The sequence below is a fragment of the Microbispora corallina genome, assembly GCF_016863035.1.
GTDB classification, from domain to species: Bacteria; Actinomycetota; Actinomycetes; order Streptosporangiales; family Streptosporangiaceae; genus Microbispora; species Microbispora corallina.
Genome location: NZ_BOOC01000001.1, coordinates 342008 through 357516 on the forward strand (window position 1 = coordinate 342008; position 15509 = coordinate 357516).

The 15509-nt window shown below is 73.8% G+C and carries 15 protein-coding genes and 1 riboswitch; of the genes, 11 read left to right on the top strand and 4 right to left on the bottom strand.

What is annotated here, in order from left to right; all coding sequences use genetic code 11:
- Window positions 1-60: 60 nt before the first annotated feature.
- Window positions 61-225: riboswitch (cyclic di-AMP (ydaO/yuaA leader) on the bottom strand.
- Between the two features lie 317 nt (window positions 226-542).
- Window positions 543-1505 (bottom strand): C40 family peptidase, encoded by a 963-nt coding sequence (locus tag Mco01_RS01575; RefSeq protein WP_036321659.1) that lies wholly within the window; start codon window positions 1503-1505, stop codon window positions 543-545.
- A 136-nt stretch (window positions 1506-1641) separates the two neighbouring features.
- A complete protein-coding gene (locus tag Mco01_RS01580) occupies window positions 1642-2958 on the bottom strand; it encodes an NYN domain-containing protein (protein ID WP_204055089.1) in 1317 nt (438 codons plus the stop codon).
- Between the two features lie 173 nt (window positions 2959-3131).
- On the opposite strand from Mco01_RS01580, the gene Mco01_RS01585 reads away from it, so the two are divergent.
- Window positions 3132-4220, top strand: coding sequence for a phosphotransferase family protein (locus tag Mco01_RS01585; RefSeq protein ID WP_204055090.1), 1089 nt, complete (start codon window positions 3132-3134; stop codon window positions 4218-4220).
- 7 nt (window positions 4221-4227) lie between these two features.
- Here Mco01_RS01585 and Mco01_RS01590 read toward each other — a convergent pair whose 3' ends face one another.
- Together Mco01_RS01590 and Mco01_RS01595 are read right to left on the bottom strand one after the other, a co-directional pair.
- Entirely contained in the window at window positions 4228-4908 is a 681-nt protein-coding gene (locus Mco01_RS01590; RefSeq protein ID WP_204055091.1) for a response regulator, read from the bottom strand.
- Window positions 4905-6302 (bottom strand): sensor histidine kinase, encoded by a 1398-nt coding sequence (locus tag Mco01_RS01595; protein ID WP_239103255.1) that lies wholly within the window; start codon window positions 6300-6302, stop codon window positions 4905-4907. Before Mco01_RS01595 ends, Mco01_RS01590 begins: the two co-directional genes overlap by 4 nt.
- 110 nt (window positions 6303-6412) lie before the next feature.
- On the opposite strand from Mco01_RS01595, the gene Mco01_RS01600 reads away from it, so the two are divergent.
- The 10 genes from Mco01_RS01600 to mtnB all read left to right on the top strand — a co-directional run bounded on the left by Mco01_RS01600 (window position 6413) and on the right by mtnB (window position 15508).
- Window positions 6413-6670, top strand: a complete 258-nt coding sequence (locus Mco01_RS01600; protein ID WP_204055092.1) for a hypothetical protein — start codon at window positions 6413-6415, stop codon at window positions 6668-6670.
- A 163-nt stretch (window positions 6671-6833) separates the two neighbouring features.
- Window positions 6834-7394: a GNAT family N-acetyltransferase gene (locus Mco01_RS01605; RefSeq protein ID WP_204055093.1), complete on the top strand. Its 561-nt coding sequence runs from the start codon at window positions 6834-6836 to the stop codon at window positions 7392-7394.
- A gap of 117 nt (window positions 7395-7511) precedes the next feature.
- Window positions 7512-8555 carry a BMP family ABC transporter substrate-binding protein gene (locus Mco01_RS01610; protein WP_204055094.1) on the top strand — a complete coding sequence of 348 codons (1044 nt, stop codon included), beginning with the start codon at window positions 7512-7514 and terminating at the stop codon, window positions 8553-8555.
- A gap of 2 nt (window positions 8556-8557) precedes the next feature.
- Complete coding sequence (locus Mco01_RS01615) at window positions 8558-10147, top strand: ABC transporter ATP-binding protein (RefSeq protein WP_204055095.1); 1590 nt, start codon at window positions 8558-8560, stop codon at window positions 10145-10147.
- On the top strand, window positions 10144-11259 hold the full coding sequence (locus Mco01_RS01620) for an ABC transporter permease (protein WP_204055096.1): 1116 nt from the start codon (window positions 10144-10146) through the stop codon (window positions 11257-11259). The genes Mco01_RS01615 and Mco01_RS01620 overlap by 4 nt, the downstream gene beginning before the upstream one ends.
- A complete protein-coding gene (locus tag Mco01_RS01625) occupies window positions 11256-12191 on the top strand; it encodes an ABC transporter permease (protein ID WP_204055097.1) in 936 nt (311 codons plus the stop codon). The genes Mco01_RS01620 and Mco01_RS01625 overlap by 4 nt, the downstream gene beginning before the upstream one ends.
- Window positions 12188-13228, top strand: a complete 1041-nt coding sequence (locus tag Mco01_RS01630) for a translation initiation factor eIF-2B alpha/beta/delta subunit family protein (RefSeq protein ID WP_204055098.1) — start codon at window positions 12188-12190, stop codon at window positions 13226-13228. The genes Mco01_RS01625 and Mco01_RS01630 overlap by 4 nt, the downstream gene beginning before the upstream one ends.
- Entirely contained in the window at window positions 13225-14181 is a 957-nt protein-coding gene (locus Mco01_RS01635; protein WP_204055099.1) for a nucleoside hydrolase, read from the top strand. The genes Mco01_RS01630 and Mco01_RS01635 overlap by 4 nt, the downstream gene beginning before the upstream one ends.
- Window positions 14178-14873, top strand: a complete 696-nt coding sequence (gene mtnC, locus Mco01_RS01640) for an acireductone synthase (protein WP_204055100.1) — start codon at window positions 14178-14180, stop codon at window positions 14871-14873. The genes Mco01_RS01635 and mtnC overlap by 4 nt, the downstream gene beginning before the upstream one ends.
- Window positions 14873-15508: a methylthioribulose 1-phosphate dehydratase gene (mtnB, locus tag Mco01_RS01645; protein WP_204055101.1), complete on the top strand. Its 636-nt coding sequence runs from the start codon at window positions 14873-14875 to the stop codon at window positions 15506-15508. Before mtnC ends, mtnB begins: the two co-directional genes overlap by 1 nt.
- Window position 15509 lies beyond the last annotated feature (1 nt).

A 15509-nucleotide genomic window follows, 5' to 3' on the forward strand; every position in this document is an offset into this window, starting at 1 on the left:
CCAAGGGTGATGCGGGCAAGACGGGACAGACTAGCGGGGGTGGTAGACAGGATCTCTCCTCGGTTCTTCCGCTTGCGCCTACCGGGTTAGCTGACGGATTCGGGCGGGGAAGTCGCCCTACGGCGCTGGAACGCGCCGATTCACCCCGTGACCCTCCACACCGGAAGGTCGAGTGGTTCCCCGGCTCCGTGCCTCCTGACTGCACGGACTCGGCAGGTCACCGCGCCCAGGGGCCCCTGCATGGGGTTGTAGGCGTTGGCGGCGGTGACGGATCGATTCGGCGGAGATCGGCTGGACGGCCGATGCCCGCCGTGGCGGCGTTTCGTGCTCGCCGCGGCCCAGAAGCTACCGAGGGGTTCCGGCGTTCGGCAAAGCCCGGACGCCGAACGAAGATCGAAATAACGGAACGGCAAAGAGAAAACCGCAGGATACCCACGTCACATTTACATAAATGTGACACTGCTCACATTTGCCGAATCAGACCCTGAAAACGGTCACAAGAGTCACATACGTACCACTGATATTTGATCTTTCCGGCCCGCCTACGGGCGGACGGCACCGATCGGGTGGTACTCGGCGAGTGTGACAATCTTCACAACGTCGCCGGTCTGCGGGGCGTGGACGACCTTCCCGTCCCCCGCGTACATGCCCACGTGGCCGAAGCCCGCGTGGAAGAGGAGATCGCCCGGCTGGAGGTCGTCGAGCGGCACCCGCCGGCTCGCGCCCCACGCCCACTGCTCGTAGCTGGTGCGGGGCAGGCTCACCCCGGCGGCGGCCCAGGACGCCTGGACGAGGCCGGAGCAGTCCCAGGAGCCCGGGCCGGTGCCCCCGTAGCGGTAGGGCTTGCCGACCTGCTTGTAGGCGAACTGCAGGGCCGCGAGCGCGTCGCCGGACGCGGGCCCCCGGTAGGAGACGCCGGCGCTGTTCGGATCGCCCACGTTGTACGCGCCCAGCGAGCGCAGCAGCTTGGTCTGCTCGCTGACGAGCCGCTCGACCTTGTCCTTCTGGTCGCGCAGGTCGGTCTTCACCTGGGCGGCCTGGTCGTACAGCGTCTTCTTCCGGTCGCGCTGCTGCTTGAGGCCCTTGATCGCGTCCTCGTACTCCTCGAGCCGCTTGGCCCGCTCCTGGGAGATCTGGTCGAGGGCGGCCAGGCTGCTGAGCATCGACTCCGGGTCGGGGCTGTACAACACGTTGCCCCACGAGCCCATGTCGCCGACCTGGTAGGTGTTGACCGCCAGGGAGACCAGGCCGCTGCGCAGGGCCTCGACCCGGCTGTTCTGCTTCTTGTAGTCGTCGTTCAGCGCGGCGTACTGCTTCCTGGCCTTCTTCCACTTCTCGTCGGCCGCGTTGTACCGGTCCACGAGCTGGTCGGCCTGGTCGTTCAGCTTCTTCAGCTTCGCCTTCGCCTGCGCGACGGTGGGCTTCGGATCCGCCTGCGCGCCCGTCACCGGCAGCAGCAGAACCACGGCGGCCAGGCCCGCGGCCACCGGTACACGCCCTCGCACTCAGGCCCCCTGGGGAATAGACCTAAACCTGCGGCGCGACTCTATCCAGGCGATCTTGTAGCTTCAACCTATTCGCAGGTATTCGCGGCAATCATCACGTTCCGCGAGCGGAACGTCACGATCCGCCGGTATGCGGTCAGCCGCGGCCGAGGCGGCGCAGCAACAGCAGCGACGGAACCGGTCGCGCGCCCATGCGGCGGACCGAGTCGGCCACCTCGCGGTCGGAGGACACGACCGCGATGGCGCGGCCGGGCGGCTCGGCCCGCACGAGGGTCCGGATCAAATCGTCGGCGATCTCGCCGGGGGCGCTGAACATCACCCGGACGCCGCGCGGGGCCGACACCTGCACCGGTCCGTTCAGCTCGGCGCCGTCGAAGACGCAGGTGACCTCCACGCGTGCCTGGACGGCGAGGCCGCCGAGCCCTGTGAGCAGCCGGGCGCGCTGGTCGGCCAGCGTGAGGGTGGGGTAGCCGGTCTTGGTGACGTTGTACCCGTCGATGATCAGATGGAGGTTGGGGATCGCCAGGAGCTGGTCGAGCAGCTGGGGGTCGTCGTTGGCGAGGGCCCGCGCGGGCACGGCCGACACGCTCGGCTCCCCCGGCGCGACGGCGGTGACGTAGTCGGCCGGCCTGCTGATCGTCGTGGGCAGGGCGAGCTCCTTGCGCAGCCCGGCCGCGGCGTCCTGCAGGGCGTCCATGAGCACCCGGATCCGGGCGTCCTCGACGCTGCGCCCCTCGCGGGCGGCCCGGCGGCTCGCCTCCAGCTGGCGCTCGGCGTCGGCCAGCCGCTCCTTGAGCCGGCGCAGCTCGGTCTCGGCCGCGCCGTTCGCGCTCGCCGCCCGGGACCTCGCCTCGGACGTCTCGGCCTCCAGCGCGGCCGCCCGCTCCTCGGCCGCCTTCACCCGCTCGCGCACGTCGTGCAGCTTGCGGCGCAGGTCGGCGTTCTCCGCGCGGGCCGCCCGCAGCTGCTCGCGTACCCGGTCGACCTCCTCCTTCGCGGAGGCGCGCTGGGCCGCGAGCTGCTCGCGCAGCCGCGACTCCGCCTGCTCGCGCTGGGTGTCGACCGACGCCGACCGCTCCAGGTCCGCCCGCGCCTGCTCGACCAGGTCCGGCCAGCCGGGGGGACGGGTGAGGTAGGCGGCCGCCGCGACCAGCACGGGGTCGGCCGCCGGGGGGACCGTGCCCTCCGCGAGGCTCGCCACCAGCTCGGGCCAGGCCGTCTCCAGCGACTCGGCCACCAGCTCGCGGAACTTCTTGTCGGTCTCCAGCTGGGCCGCGATCGGCGTGCCCCCGAGGCGGGCCCGCTTGCGCGGGTCGAACCTGGCGATGCCGCGCAACGGCGGCGGCACCGCGGCCGCCGCCATGGAGCCCAGGACCTGGGCCGCGACCTCCACGACATGTAACCGGACCTGCTCGGGCAACGGACGAGACAGGCCCTCTCCGGCTGAACTCATCTCGTCGCTCCTCGTAGGTGTCCTCAATCAAGAGTACGGCTGTCGTACCCGTGTCCGAGTCGGCTCCGCGATCTCCGGCCTTTGCCCTCACATGAATCCGGCATGAACGGAACCTGGACAGCGGATGGCCCGGGATATACGAAAAGTCCGGGGGGCTACGCGATGGAGGCGCCATGAGCGGGCTCGACGAGGAGAGCCGGGAGGCCGCCCGTATGCGGACCTCGACCCGGGACACCGCGGAGCTGCGCGGGCGGATCGAGGCCTGGCTGCGGGACAGGGTCGACGCCCGGGCCGCGGTCTCCGGCCTGTCCACCCCGGAGACGAACGGCCTGTCGAGCGAGACGCTGCTGTTCGACGCGTCCTGGGACGGCCGGACGGTCGCGTGCGTCGCGCGGATGGCGCCGTCGGCTGACGCGGTCCCGGTCTTCCCCGACTACGACCTCGGCCGGCAGGTCGAGGTGATGCGGGTGGCCCGCGAGCGGGCGGGCGTCCCCGCGCCCCGCGTGCTCTGGTTCGAGCCCGACCCCGGTCCGCTCGGGACGCCGTTCTTCGTGATGGAGCGCGCGAGCGGGCTCGTGCCGCCGGACGTCATGCCGTACACGTTCGAGGGGTGGCTCCTCGACGCCGCGCCGGCGGACCGGGCGCGGCTGCGGGACCGGACCGTGGAGATCCTCGCGCGGCTGCACCGGGTGGGGCCCGCGCAGGTGCCGTCCGTCGCCGCGGCCGGACGCGGGCTGCGCCGCCACGTGGACGGGCAGCGGGCCTACTACGAGTGGGCCCACGCCGACCTGCGGATCCCCCTCCTGGAGCGGGCCTTCGGGTGGCTGGAGGACCACTGGCCCGCCGACCCCGGCCCGGACGTGCTCAACTGGGGCGACGCCCGCATCGGCAACGTGATGTACGCCGACTTCGAGCCGGTCGCCGTGCTCGACTGGGAGATGGCCGCCGTCGCCCCGCCCGAGGTCGACCTCGGGTGGATGATCTTCCTGCACCGCTTCTTCCAGGACGTCACCGAGGTCATGGGCCTGCCGGGGCTGCCGGACTTCATGACCCGCGCCGACGTCTGCCGGGTCTACCGGGAGCTGAGCGGCCACGAGCCCCGCGACATGGACTTCTACGAGACGTACGCGGCCCTGCGGCACGGCGTGATCATGGCGAGGGTGTGGCGGCGGCGCATCCACTTCGGCGAGCAGCCGATGCCCGCCGACCCGGACGACCTCGTGATGCACCGCGCCCGGCTGGAGCACATGATCTCGGGGTAGGCGCTGGTCAGCCGAGGTGCCCGGCGTCGTGGACGAGCAGGGCGATCTGCACGCGGTTGTTCAGGCCGAGCTTGGTGAGCATCCGCGACACGTGCGCCTTGACGGTCGCGACGCTCATGTGCAGCTCCCCGGCGATCTCCGCGTTGGACCTGCCCCGGCCGACGGCCACGGCGACCTCGCGCTCGCGGTCGCTCAGCAGGGCCAGCCGCTCCCGGGCGCGGTCCCGCCCGCCGTCGCCGTCCGCGGCGGCCACGTGCGCGATGAGCTGCCGCGTCACCGCGGGCGACAGGATCGGCTCGCCCCGCGCGGCCATGCGGACCGCGGCCACGAGCTCGCCCGGAGGGGTGTCCTTGAGCAGGAACCCCGCCGCCCCCGCACGCAGCGCCCGCAGCACCTGGGCGTCGGCGTGGAACGTGGTCAGCACCACCACCTCGGGCGGCGAGGGGGCGGCGCGCAGCCGCTCGGTCGCGGTCAGGCCGTCGACCCCGGGCATGCGGATGTCCATCAGGACCAGGTCGGGACGGTGCTCGGCGACCAGGGGCGGCACCCGCGCCCCGTCGTCCGCCTCGGCGACGATCCGGATGTCCCCGGCCCCGCCGAGGATCATGGCGAGACCGGCGCGCACGAGCGGGTCGTCGTCCACGACCAGCACACGGATCTCGCCGTCCGCCGGGGGCACGCCGTTCATGCCGGCCAGGGTAGCCAGGCGCGCAGCCGGAACCCGCCGCCGTCCGCCGGGCCGTGGTCGAGCCGGCCGCCGGTCAGGCTCGCCCGCTCGGCCAGTCCGATCAGCCCGGTGCCGCTGCCCGGCAGCCCGGCCGCGGCCGGCACGGCGACGACCGGCGGAGCCGCGTCCGGCACGGCGACGGCCGAGCCACGTGCGGCAGCGGAGCGGCCCGGAGCCGGAGACACACCGCCGGGCAGGGCACCGCCATCGCCAAGGCCCGGAGCCGGGGCCGCCCCACCGCGCGGGACGGCGGTCGCCGTATGCCTGACCCCCTTGGTGGCGGCCCGGGCGCCCGCCGCCACCGGACGCGCGGGCCCGGCGTTCGCGACGTCCACGACCAGGCCCTCCCCCGGCCCTCCCGAAACCGTCACGCGGACCGCCGATCCCGGCGCGTGCTTGCGGGCGTTGGTAAGGCCCTCCTGGATGATCCGGTACGCGTTGCGCCCGAGGCCGCCCGGGGGCTCGGCCGCCGGCTCCGGCATGGCGAGCTCGATCTCCATGCCGGCCCGCCGGCACTCCGCGACGAGCTCCGGCACGTCGGTGAGGGTCGGCTGGGGACGCTCGGGGACCGCGTCCTCCGGGCCCCCGCGCAGCACGCCGATCACCTCGCGCAGGTCCTCCAGGGCCTGGTGGGCGCTGGAACGGATGGCTCCGGCCGCCCGGCTGATGTCCGCGGCGGGTGCGTCCGGGCGGAACTCCAGCCCTCCGGCGTACAGGCTGAGCAGCGAGATGCGGTGGGCGAGCACGTCGTGCATCTCCCTGGCGATGCGCTCCCGCTCGGCGCCGCGCGCCCGCTCCTCCCGCAGCGCGGCCTCGACCTCCGCCCGCCGTACCCGCTCCCGGAGCGAGAGCACGAGCTGCCGCCTCGCCCGCACGAACAGCCCCCACGCCACCACCAGGGCGTACACCAGCACCGACACCAGCACGCTCGCCCAGAACGACAGGTCAGGGTCGGGGCGCAGCAGCGTGTACGGCAGGATCGCCAGCAGGTGGAGCCCCACCACGGGCGCGGCGATCGGGAACCGGCGATGCACCACGACCGTGAAGACCGCGACCAGGCCCGCGGCCGCCACCAGCATGCTGAACGTCGAGAGCGCGGCCAGCGCGAGCGCGAGGCCGACCGGCCACCTGCGCCGCAGCCACAGGGCCGCGCACGCCAGGCCGCCGAGGACCTGGTCCAGCATCGCCATCGGCGGCGACAGGGCCGGATCGGTCCACACCAGCATCGACAGCAGCAGCGTGACGACCGCCGCCAGCAGGAACAGCAGCGTGTCCACGGCCCAGTCGCGCATGGACCGCCGGACCCGGCCGCGCTCGGCGAACGGGTCCGCGAGAGGCGGCGGACGCTCCGTCATGGCTCCCGAGCGTAGATCGCCCGGGGGCCGCTCGACAGCGACCAAAGTAGACATCCTCCTGCACTTCCGGCGGACGCGCCCGGGTGGCACCGGCCGCCAGGCTGGTGCCCGTGCGGAAACTGGTCTCGATCGCCGGCGTGCTGCTGGCGATCCAGGGGATTCACGGCCTCGCCGCGCTCGTGCTCACCGGGCACGCGCGGTCGTTCCTGACCCGGCGGGTGCCGGCCTTCGCAGGCAACGAGGTGTTCGTGAGCATCATCGCCCTCGTCCTCGGCGTCGCCCTGGTCGTGGCCGCCGAGGCGGTCGCCACGGCGGGACGCGAGGCGCCGGAGGACACGCGGGAGGACGACGAGAAGGGGCACGAATGACGCCCGGCACGGGCGGGCGCCTCTCGGCCGGCGCCTGTCGGGCGGGTGCGGAGGACACCCGGCACGAGGTGGGCGCCTCTCGGTGGGCGCGGACGACGGGGGCGCCCTCAGTGGGCGGAATAAGGCTTGGCACCGGGACGCGGGGCGCTCCTAAGCTGGCCGCGTGCTCGCCCCCTCGTACCCCATCACCACGCCCCGGCTGACGTTGCGCGCCTTCACCGAGGACGACCTCGACGACCTGTACGCCTTCCACTCGCTGCCCGAGGTCGCGCGGTACCTCTACTGGGAGGCCCGCACCCGTGAGGAGACCGAGGCGGCGCTGGAGGAGAAGATCGGCCGGGCGGAGATCCGCAGTGACGGCGACGCCCTGTCCGTGGCCGTCGAACTGCGGGAGACCGGCAGGGTCGTCGGGGACCTCACGCTGTTCTGGCGCAGCGAGGAGAACCGGCAGGGCGAGATCGGGTATGTGTTCAACCCCGCCTGCCACGGCCGCGGCCTGGCCACCGAGGCCGCGCGGGAACTGCTGCGCCTCGGCTTCGACGGGCTCGGCGTGCACCGCCTGTACGGCCGCTGCGACGCCCGCAACATCCCGTCGTACCGCCTGATGGAGCGGCTGGGCATGCGCCGGGAGGCCCACCTGGTGGAGAACGAGTTCTTCGAGGGCGAGTGGAGCGACGAGCTCGTCTACGCGATGCTCGCCCGCGAGTGGCGGGCCCAGGCCTGACCCCTCATCTCACTCCCCATTTTCAGGTTGTCTTGGTAGGAAATGTCTAGATATGCTGCCCCGAGTTGAGCCGGGCATATCGCCCGGACGGCGGCACTAAGGAACAAGACGACCACCATGCTCCACACTCGTGAACTCGCCGTACTCGCGTCGGCCGCCACCGTCCTGTCGCTCTCGCTCGCCGCGTGCGGCGGCGGGGGCTCCCCGTCCGCCTCTGGCACGGCCCCCTCCGGCAAGACGATCATCCTGATCACGCCCAACCCGGTGGGGACCGACAGCTTCCTCCAGCTGGGCGTGAAGGGAGCGGAGGCCGCCGCCAAGGAGATCGGGGCGTCGTTCAAGCTCTATGAGAGCAAGGACCCGTCGAGCATCGCCCAGAACGTCGACGCCGCGGTGCGGGCGAAGCCGACCGTCGTCGTGGGCATCAGCTTCTCCTTCGACGACGTCTTCAGCACCGTCCCCAAGCAGCACGCGGACCAGCGCTTCCTGGAGATCGACTCCTGCCCGAAGGCCCAACCCTCGAACCTGACCTGCGTGTCGTTCAAGGAGCACGAGGCGGCCTACCTCGCGGGCGTGGAGGCGGGACTGCTGTCGAAGAGCGGCTCGCTCGGGGTGGTCGCCGCGCTGGACTCGCCGTTCATCCACCGCTGGATCGACCCGTTCTTCGCCGGAGCCAAGTCGGTGAACCCGTCCTCCACCGGTACCCCGCTGTACGTGGGCGGCAGCAACCCGTTCAGCGACCCCGCACGGGCCAAGTCCCAGGCCCAGACGCTCATCGGCCGGGGCGCCGACGTGGTCGCCGCGGCGGCCTCCGGCGGCAACCCCGGGGTTTTCGAGGCCGCGGCGGCGGGCGGGGCGAAGTCGTTCGGCGTGGACGTGAACCAGTGCGCGCTGAGCCCGGGGAATGTGATCGACAACGTCATCAAGCACGTGGACGTGGCCGAGAGCGCGGCCATCCGGGACATCGCGGCCGGCAAGGCCGGCGGCGTGAAGGTGTACGGCCTGGCCGAAGGGGGCGTGGGTGTGAACGCCCTGGACGCCGACGTCGCGTCCTCCGGCTGCACGGTGGCGGCGAGTCCCGAGGTGATCGCCAAGGTCAAGCAGGTCAGGGACGACATCGTGGCCGGCAGGGTCACGGTCGCCGACCCCCTGGCGGGCTAGGCATGCCGACCGGGGACGGCGCCGTGCCCCCGGCCGCCGAGCTCGTCGGCGTGACCAAGAGGTTCGGCGACGTGGTGGCCAACGACGGGATCGACCTCGCGATCGCGCGGGGCGAGGTCCACGGCGTGGTGGGCGAGAACGGGGCCGGCAAGTCCACCCTCATGTCCATCCTGTACGGCCTGCACCGACCGGACGCCGGGCACGTGCTGCGCGACGGGAGACGGGTGCGGCTGCGGTCGCCCGCCGACGCGATCGCCCACGGGCTCGGCATGGTGCACCAGCGGTTCCGGCTCTTCCCGGAGCTGAGCGTGGCCGAGAACGTGGTGATCGGCGCCGAGCCGACCCGCCGGGGGATGCTCGACCTCGCCGCGGCCGGGCGCGAGGTCGAGCGGCTCGGCGAGCTCTACGGGCTGCGCGCCGATCCACGTGCCCGCGTCGGGCGGCTGCCTGTCGGCGTGCGCCAGCGGGTGGAGATCCTCAAGGCCCTCTACCGGGGCGCCCGGGTGCTGATCCTCGACGAGCCGACGGCGGTCCTCACGCCCGGCGAGGCGGCGCGGCTGTTCGAGGTGCTGCGCACGGTCACCCGGAGCGGCGTCTCCGTCGTGCTGGTGACGCACAAGCTGGGCGAGGTCCTCACGGCCACCGACCGGGTGACGGTGCTGCGGGGGGGCCGGGTCACCGGGCGCTTCACCACCTCGGGCACGACGGCGGCGGAGCTCGTCGTCGCCATGATCGGACGCTCGCCGGCCGCCGCACCCGCCCGGCGCTCCCCCACCGCGGAGCGGGCTCCGTACGCGCTGGAGGTGGACGGGCTGACGGTCCGCGACCGCGACGGGGTGGTGCGCCTGGCCGGCGTGTCGTTCGGCGTGCGGCCGGGCGAGATCGTCGGCCTCGCGGGAGTGGCGGGCAGCGGCCAGCGGGAGCTGGTGGACGCCGTCACCGGCCTGCGGACCCCGGGTCCCGGCGATTCGGGGCGGGTGCTGCTGTCCGGGCGGACGGTACGCGGCGGGCGGGAGCCCGATGTCGCGTACGTCCCCGAGGACCGGCACGGCCGGGGCACCGCCGCCGCCATGTCCCTGCGGGAGAACCTCGTGATGGGCGACCAGCGGAGCTCCGCCCTGCGCGGCCGGTTCGGCCTGTCCTCCTCCGCCGTACGGGACCGGGCGCGAGCACTGGTGGAGAGCTTCGGCATCCGGGCGGCTTCGGTGGACGCCCCGATCTCCACGCTGTCCGGAGGGAACGCGCAGAAGGCCGTGCTCGCCCGGGAGCTGTCCCGGCCGGTCGGCGTGATCGTGGTGGAGGAGCCCACGCAGGGCGTCGACGTGGGCGCCCAGGAGATGATCCACGGCCTGCTCGCCGAGGCCCGCGACCGAGGGCGGGCCGTCCTCCTGCAGTCGAGCGAGCTGACGGAGCTGCGCGCGCTGTCGGACCGGGTCCTGGTCCTGTACGAGGGACGGCTGGTGGCCGAGGTGCCCGGCGACGAGGCGACCGACGAGCGGCTGGGAGCCGCCATGACCGGAGCGCCGGCGTCGGCTGACGCCCCGCGGACGCCGCCCGCCGATGACACCTCCGTCGCCGGGGTGGAGCCGTGAACGCCGGCCCGGGCGGCGCCGGACGGAGGGCGGCGCGACGGCTCGCGCCCGCCGCGCCGGCCGCGCTCGCGGTGGCCGGGGCCCTCGGCCTCACCACGGTCGTGATGGTCCTGGCCGGCATCGACCCCGCGCGGGCGTACCCGGCCCTCGTCAACGGCGCGCTGGGCGACGGGAACCTCGAGTACACCGTCGGCGCCTTCGTCCCGACCCTCGGCATGGCCCTGGCGTTCGCGATCCCGCTGCGCGCCGGGGAGTTCAACCTGGGCGGGGACGGCCAGATGGCGCTGGGCGGGATCACGGCCGCGGCGCTGACGCTGGCGGCTCCGCTGCCGGCGGTCGCCGGGGTCGCGCTCCCGCTGACCGCGGCGGCACTGGCCGGGGCGCTCGCCGCCGGGATCTCCGCGCCGCTGCACACCCGGCTCGGCATTCCCGCGATCGTCACGACGCTGCTGATCAGCACCCCGGCGGTGTCACTCGCGTCCTACCTCGTCCGCTTCCCGCTGGCCGAGCGCGGCACCGGCATCGCCGAGACTCCCGTGCTGCCGGACGCCGCCCACCTGCCGTCGATCGGCGACAGCGGGTACGTGACCATCGGGCTCCCGCTGGTCCTCTTCCTGACCGCCGCATGGCTGTACCTCGACGGGCGGACCGTCATCGGGTACGAGACGCGGGCGACCGGCCTCAACCGCGAGTTCGCGCGGTACGGCGGGGTGCGGGTGGACCGGCTGGCCCTGACCGCACTCGCGGGCGGCGGCGCCTGCGCCGGCCTCGTGGGAGGCCTGATCGTGCTCGGCCCGCCGTACCGGTTCGTCGACGGGGCGCTCACGGCCCCCGGCTACACGTTCACCGCCATCGCGGCCGTGCTGCTGGCCACGGGAAGGCCCCCGGCCGTGCCTTTCACGGCCGCCCTGATGACGATCCTCCAGGTCGGCGGGGAGGGCATGGAGCGCGACGCCGGTGTGCCCGGCCAGCTCACCCAGATCGTGCAGGGGCTCGTCATCGTGATCGTCGCGGTCATGGCGACCGTGCGGCACCTCCGCGTCAGACGGTCGCGCCCCGGGGGCCGCGGGCGGGACGGCGTGGCGCCGCAGGCCCGGGAGGCGGGCGCGTGAACGTCCTCGACCCGGCCTTCGCGGCGTCGGTCCTCACCGCGACCGCGCCTGTCGTCCTCGCGGCGCTCGGCGGGCTGATCTGCTCGGTCTCCGGGGTGTTCAACATGGCGCTGGAGGGCACCCTGCTGTGGGGCGCCTTCGTCGCCGTGGTCGCGAGCCACCTGACGGGAAGCGCCTGGTGGGGGGTGGCGGCGGCCGTGGTCGCGGGCGTGCTGTACTCCGCCGTCCTGTCCGTCCTCACGGTGACCCTGCGGGCCGACGCGGTGGTGGTCGCGGTGGGGCTCAACCTGCTGGCGCTCGGGCTGACGGCGTTCCTGATGCGCGAGATCCTGGGCGTGGGCGGCACGTACACCTCCCCCGATCTGCGCGGCCTGCCCACGCTGGCCGCCGCCCTCGGCCGCGTCCCCCTGCTCGGCCCCGTGCTCGGGCCGCAGTCGCCCCTGGTCCCCGTGGCGTTCGCGCTGGTGGTCGCCGCCGCGTGGTGGCTGCGCCGGACCCGCTCCGGGCTGCGGCTGCGCGGGGCCGGCCAGCACCCGGAGGCGGCCGCGTCCCTCGGCCTGAGGGTCGCGGCGTACCGGCACGGCGCCGTGATGGCGGCGGGAGCGCTGTGCGGGCTCGCCGGGGCGCAGCTCGCCCTGGGCAACGTCACTCTGTTCAGCGAGGGGATGAGCGCGGGCCGCGGCTGGGTGGCCGTCGTGGCGGTCATGCTGGGCGGCGTCCGGCCCTACCGGGTGGCCGCCGCGTGCCTGCTGTTCGGGGTGGCCGAGGCGCTGGGATTCCGGCTCCAGGGGGCCGGGCTGCCGCAGCAGCTCGCGGACGCCGCCCCCTACCTGATCACGCTCGTCGCGCTGGTCCTCGCCGCGTCGGCGGGCAGGCGCCGCCGGGCCGGAGGGGGCGTCGTGATCGCGCGGAAAGATCGGGGGGGACGATGAGCACGCAGCCCGGCCGTCCGGTGCTGGCGGACTCGGTCCGCCTCACGCCGGACGGCGTGGAGATCCTCGACCGGCGGGTCTACCCGTTCGAGGTCCGGTGGGTCAGGTGCGGCACGAGCGAGGAGGTCGCCGTGGCCGTGGAGCGCATGGTCACGCAGAGCTCCGGGCCGCTGTTCGCGACCACGGCGGGCATGGTCCTCGCCGCCAGGGAGGCCCGGGGCGAGCCCCCGGACCGGGCAGCCGAGCGGCTGCGGGCCGCCGGGCGGCGCCTCGTCGCCACCCGTCCGACGAACAACCACATCCGGGACGCGGTCCTGGCCGTCCTGTCCGGCACGGTGGACGGTCCTCTGCCCGGCCTCGCCGGGGACGAGCTGGTCGCGGCCGTCGAGGACGCGGCGGCCCGGCACGACGCGGCCTATTGGGCGCGCAGCGAGGCCCTCGGCGCGAACGCCGCCTCACTGCTGGCCGACGGCGCCCGGGTGCTCACCCACTGCTGGGCCGACGCCTACCTGATCACCTCGGTCGAGGCGGCCCGGCGGGCCGGCAAGCGGCTGGAGTTCGTCTGCACGGAGACCCGGCCATACCTGCAGGGCGCCCGGCTGACCGCCGCCACGCTGGTCGAGATGGGCTACCGTCCCACGGTGATCACCGACGGGATGGTCGCCGCGGCGCTGGCCGACGGGCTGGCCGACGTCGCGCTGGTCGCGGCCGACCGGGTCACGCTCGACGGACACGTGGTCAACAAGGTCGGCACACTCGGCGTCGCGCTGGCCGCCCGTGCCTTCGAGGTCCCGTTCTACGCGCTGGTCCAGGCGCCCGACCCGCTCGCGCCCACCGTCGGCGACGTGGTGATCGAGCGCCGCGACGGGGACGAGGTCCTCCACCTCCTCGGCGCGCGCACCGCGGCGGAGGGCACCACCGGCTACTACCCCGCCTTCGACGCCACCCCGCCCCACCTGGTGACGCGGATCGTCACCGAACGAGGCGTCTACCCGCCGGAACAGGTGTCCCGGCACTTCGACGAGGAGAGTTCATGAGCCAGGTCCGCCGTGTCGTCGTGGACACCGATACCGGCATCGACGATGCCCACACGCTGCTGTATCTCGCCGGCCGCCCCGACGCCGAGATCGTCGCGATCAGCTCCGTGTTCGGGAACTGCCTCGAGGAGGACGCGACCAGGAACATCGGCTACGTGACCCGGCTGCTCGGCCTGGAGGTGCCGATCGCGCGGGGCGCCGCCGAGCCCATCGCCGGAGTCGCGCACATCGCCGGGTACGTCCACGGCAAGGACGGCCTGGGCGACCGCGGCTACGACCGTCCCCTTCCCGAGGTGACCGGAGAGAGCGGGGCGGAGCTGCTGGTGCGGCTGGCGCACGAGCGGCCGGGCGAGCTCGACCTGCTCGCGCTCGGCCCGCTGACCAACCTCGGCCTCGCCCTGCGCATCGACCCCGAGCTGTTCACCCGGTACCGCTCGGTCGTGCTGATGGGCGGCTCCGGGCCGTACGCCGAGCCCGGCACGCTGCTGATGATCGACGCGAACGTCAACAACGACCCGGAGGCGGCACGGGCGGTCTTCGCGGCCCCGCGGAACGAGCTCGTGATGGTGGGGGTGAACGTCACAGCCGGGACCATCCTCGACGAGCGGGCCATCGCGGCGCTGCGCGCCGCCCCCGGATCGAGAGCCCGGTTCGCCGTCGAGATCCTGGAGACGTACCTGGACTTCTACCAGAACGAGTGGGGGCGCCGGATCATCCCGCTGCACGACCCCCTGGCCGCCGGGATCCTGCTCGACCCAGCCTTCGCGACGGCGTGGACGGACGGGCCGGTCAACGTCGTCACGGACGGATTCCTCGCGCGGGCCCGCCTGATGCGGACCGTGGACGGCCTGCCGCCCGCCTTCCCCCACGAGCCGGCGCCGCCCACCCGGGTGGTCACGAACGTGGACGCGACCCGGTTCGTCGCCGACTTCGTGGAGGTGCTGTCCCGATGACCGTCTCCTGGATCGTCCTCGACATCGAGGGCACGACGAGTTCCACCGCGTCCGTGCACGTGGGCCTGTACGCCTACGCCCGCCCACGGCTCGGCCCGTGGATCGACGGCCACCGCGGCGACCCCGAGGTGCGGGAGGCGGTGGCGCAGGTGGAGCGGGAGGCCGGCCTGCCCCATGGGGCGGCGACCGTCGATGTCGTGAAGGTCCTGCACGGCTGGATGGACGGCGACGTCAAGGCGACACCGCTCAAGACCCTCCAAGGGCAGGTGTGGGCCGCGGGCTTCGCGGCGGGCGAGCTCACCGCGCACGTCTTCCCCGACGTCGCCCCCGCGCTGCGCCGGTGGCACGCCACCGGGACGCGACTGGCCGTCTTCTCCTCGGGAGCGGTCTCCAGCCAGCGCCCCTGGTTCCGGCACACGGCGGACGGCGACCTGTCGGTTCTGCTGGACCGGCACTTCGACACGGTGAACGCGGGCCCGAAGCGGGAGACCGCCTCCTACGAGCGGATCGCGAAGGCGCTCGGCAGCCCGGGAGGGCGGGTGCTGTTCCTGTCCGACGTGCCGGCCGAGCTCGACGCGGCGGCCGCGGCGGGCTGGCGCACGACCGGCGTCCGCCGCCCCGGCGAGCCGAGCGAGGGCGCCGGCTTCGGGACACATCCGGTCGTCTCGTCGTTCGAGGAGGTGGAGGTCTGATGGGCACGCAGGACCGGCTCACGGCCGGCCGCGTTTTCGAGGCCGGGGGACGGCTGGCGGTGGAATCGGCCAGGTTCACCGCGTTCGGGTGGATGCGCGGCACGTCGGGCAACCTGTCCGAGGTCGTCTCCCGCGACCCGCTGCGGCTGGCGGTCACCGCGAGCGGCCTGGACAAGGGCGAGCTGACCGCCTCCGACGTGGCCGTGGTGGACGAGGCGGGCGACGTCGTCCCCGTGGAGGGCGTGGCGCCGCTGACGCCGTCCGCCGAGGCTGGGCTGCACGCCCGGGTGGCGGCGTTGACCGGCGCGGGGGCGGTCGTCCACGTGCACGCGCTGAACGCCGTCGTCGCCGGTCACCGATGGCCGGACGGCGTGCTCCTGCGGGACGTCGAGACGCTGAAGGGCATCGGCCGCCTGGCCCACGACGACGAGGTGATCGTCCCGGTGATCCGCAACAGCCAGGACATGACGGAGCTGGGCGACCGGTTCGAGTCGGCCTACGACCCGCGGACGCCCGCCGTGATCGTGGCCTCCCACGGCCTGTACGCCTGGGGCTCGGATCTCACGCGGGCCAGGCACGTCACCGAGTGCGTGGAGTGGCTCCTGGCGTACGCCCTCGCCGTCACCCCCGCCTGAC